Origin of the sequence: Salegentibacter salinarum (genome assembly GCF_900168115.1) — a bacterium.
In the GTDB taxonomy this organism is placed as follows: Bacteria; Bacteroidota; Bacteroidia; order Flavobacteriales; family Flavobacteriaceae; genus Salegentibacter; species Salegentibacter salinarum.
Genome location: NZ_FUZC01000035.1, coordinates 1 through 2,937 on the forward strand (window position 1 = coordinate 1; position 2,937 = coordinate 2,937).

The window sequence follows — 2,937 nt, forward strand, 5'->3', positions numbered from 1 at the left end:
GAATTGAAGCAGTAGATTGAGTGTCCATATCTTATCGTTTTTTTTATTTAAGATACTTGATTTACTGCTTTTTCATCGATGCTAAAAACAATGCTTAATCCTGTCTCAAATCGAGATTCCATGCTCGCTTGCAACGCCTGATTGTCCTGCGGACAATCAAGCTCGCCAGCTCGCACTGTTTTTATACGGGACGTTACCCACCATTTAAAAATTTCAAACTCTAATTAAATTTTACATATGAACAATGATTTATTACAACAAAAAAGCTGGTGGAATCGAAATTGGAAATGGGTTTTACCAATTTTTGGAATAATTTTTATTTCAATTGCAGTTTTTTTCTCATCTAATATGGACGGTGTTGCGGCCGATTTAGCTCAAGCATATGCAGATACAGAACTATATAATAATGCCCTCGTAAAAGTAAAAACTGACCAGAAAGCAAAGGTTTTATTAGGAGATATAGAACCGATTGATAAAATGGCAATTTTGGAGGGTCACGTTGAATATTCCAGTGATAATAAATCTGTGTATTCATCAGTTCGAATTGTAGGAACGAAAGGAAAAGCAAATATGGATATTTCTGCTGACCGGATAAATAATAAGTGGAAATATAACGAAATCAGCATCCGAATAAAGAATCCACCCGAGAAAAAACAAGAGTGGAAAATATATACTGGAGAAGAAAACGGTGGGTAACAGCATATAAAAACAATGCTAAAACCTGTCTCGATTCCCAAATCCATACTCGCTTGCTTAGCGGATTGTCCTGAGGACAATCACGCCCGCCCGCTCGCACAGTTTTTATACGAGACGTTGGCAACAATGCAAAAAACCAACAAATGAAAAAATATCTACATTTTTTAATAATTTTTGTCAGTTTACCAATACTTAACTGTTGTTCTGATGATGATGATGATGATTCACAAACTTGTCCTCAGACTGAAATCGCATCAATGAAAATTAATGGCGAACTAAAACAGTTCGACGTCAACAGATGGGGAATAAATATAGATAACGATGGAACAGGTCATACTCTAGCTTTAGGGTTAATGACAGGAGTTTTTCAACCACAACAAGACACATATGCAATAACAATTAAGCTTCCTTATAAACAAACTGGTAATAATATAATTGAGGAATTTATTTATTTAAGAGTTCAAAATGGTACTTCTTCAGAAATTGATTTTGTTGCCCAAGGCGAAATAGAAAGTAATGTTTTAGTAAATACAAATTCATGTTTTAGCGTAACATTTTCTGGAAGTGTAATGTTAAATGGTAATGAAATTATAATTGAGGATGGAATTGTCGAACATATATATGATGAACCTTTTGATTAATAAGCACAGTTGCCAACAACATATAAAAACAATGCTAAAATCAGTCACGTATCGAAAATCTGTGTTCGCTTGCTCAGCGGATTGTCCTGCGGTCAATCACGCACGCCAGCTCGCACAGTTTTTATACCAGACGTTGGCAACAAGCTAAAAAAACCAAACTAAATGATGAAAAACCTTATTCCTCTGATTTTAATTTTTGCATTGGCTATCTCGTGCAAACAACGACAGATCTCTGAAAATAACCAATCAAAAGAATATTCAGTGATAAAGGATTCTCTTACTTCCGACTTGGACAAAATAAAAGACAAAAAAAATATCGTAGGTTTTTCAGCTTCGATTGTCAACGAAAATGGAATACTTTACAATCAAGGATTTGGCTATTCAAATCTTGAAACGCAAACGAAATACACAAAAAACACAATTCAGAATATCGCTTCGATTTCAAAAACATTAATTGGAATTTCGTTATTTAAGGCTCAAGAAATGGGGAAACTCGACCTTGACGACCCAATAAATGAATATCTTCCCTTTAAAGTCATAAACCCAAATCATCCAAACATTCCTATTACGATTAGGCATTTATCAACGCACACTTCAACAATAATGGATGCCGACAACTTTTGGGAAAATACATACATACTCAAGAAAAGCGATCATCCAAAAAATGTGAGCGTATTCGGATATATGAAACCACCTGATTCCAAAATACCACTTGCGGACTTTCTAAAGAGTTTATTGACCGAAAAAGGACAATTATATGTTTCAGAAAACTTTTCAAAGCTAAAACCCGGAGAGAAATTTAGTTATTCTAACCTTGGTGCTACTCTTTGTGCTTTAGTTATAGAATCTGCAACTGAAACATCTTACGATAAATTTACACAAGAAAACATTTTGAATTCTTTAAAAATGGACAACTCTGGTTGGTCAATTAAAACTGTGGATTCAACAAATATTTCAAAATTGTATGGCAATTACGAAAGTGTATTGGCAGATTATTCTCTACTTTCTTATCCAGATGGAGGACTTTTAACATCAAGTAGTGACTTAAGCAAACTTCTAACTGAATTCATAAAAGGGTATAATGGAAACGGAACTCTTTTAAGTAAAGAAAACTATAAAAGGTTATTTGAAAAACAGTTAGCTGAACAACAAATTCCAGTAGGAACTGATGATAATTTTGGAATATTCTTGGACTTTTCAAAAGGTTTTATGGGAGATGATTTTAAAACGATAGGACATAGCGGTGGCGATCCTGGAGTTGTTGCGGGAATGTTTTTCAGTCCTGAAACAGGGCTTGGACGAATTTTAATTTTGAATACGGATTCGGATTTTGACGATAGAATTATTCCTCAATTTAAAGAAATTTGGAGCAATTTAAACACATACGGAAGCAAATTCAACTAAAAAGCCAGTTGCCAACACTATATCCTATGAAAAGCAATAAGTCCTTCTCTCAAATTTAATATTTTATTTTCTATTTTATTTCATCTTGATGATGTTTTTTGGAGTGTTGAAATGTTGGCAAGTCTTTTCAGCCCTTGCTTACTTGTCAATATTTCAATACTTATAACCTGCTCCGCATCCTATATGTGGTCCTCGC

The 2,937-nt window shown here is 34.1% G+C and carries 3 protein-coding genes; all 3 read left to right on the plus strand.

The window, feature by feature from the left end:
- Positions 1–237 precede the first annotated feature (237 nt).
- Entirely contained in the window at positions 238–696 is a 459-nt protein-coding gene (locus B5X53_RS18755; RefSeq protein ID WP_079714732.1) for a cytochrome c oxidase assembly factor Coa1 family protein, read from the plus strand.
- Between the two features lie 143 nt (positions 697–839).
- Positions 840–1,337 carry a hypothetical protein gene (locus B5X53_RS18760; RefSeq protein WP_079714733.1) on the plus strand — a complete coding sequence of 166 codons (498 nt, stop codon included), beginning with the start codon at positions 840–842 and terminating at the stop codon, positions 1,335–1,337.
- Between the two features lie 162 nt (positions 1,338–1,499).
- The gene (locus tag B5X53_RS18765) at positions 1,500–2,741 is read left to right on the plus strand and encodes a serine hydrolase domain-containing protein (RefSeq protein WP_232764137.1); all 1,242 of its coding nucleotides are present in this window, start codon (positions 1,500–1,502) and stop codon (positions 2,739–2,741) included.
- The last annotated feature ends 196 nt before the right edge of the window (positions 2,742–2,937 follow it).

Coding starts and splice junctions, on each gene's coding strand:
- B5X53_RS18755 (WP_079714732.1), top strand. CDS start 238: ATGAACAATGATTTATTACAACAAAAAAGCTGGTGGAATCGAAATTGG.
- B5X53_RS18760 (WP_079714733.1), top strand. CDS start 840: ATGAAAAAATATCTACATTTTTTAATAATTTTTGTCAGTTTACCAATA.
- B5X53_RS18765 (WP_232764137.1), top strand. CDS start 1,500: ATGATGAAAAACCTTATTCCTCTGATTTTAATTTTTGCATTGGCTATC.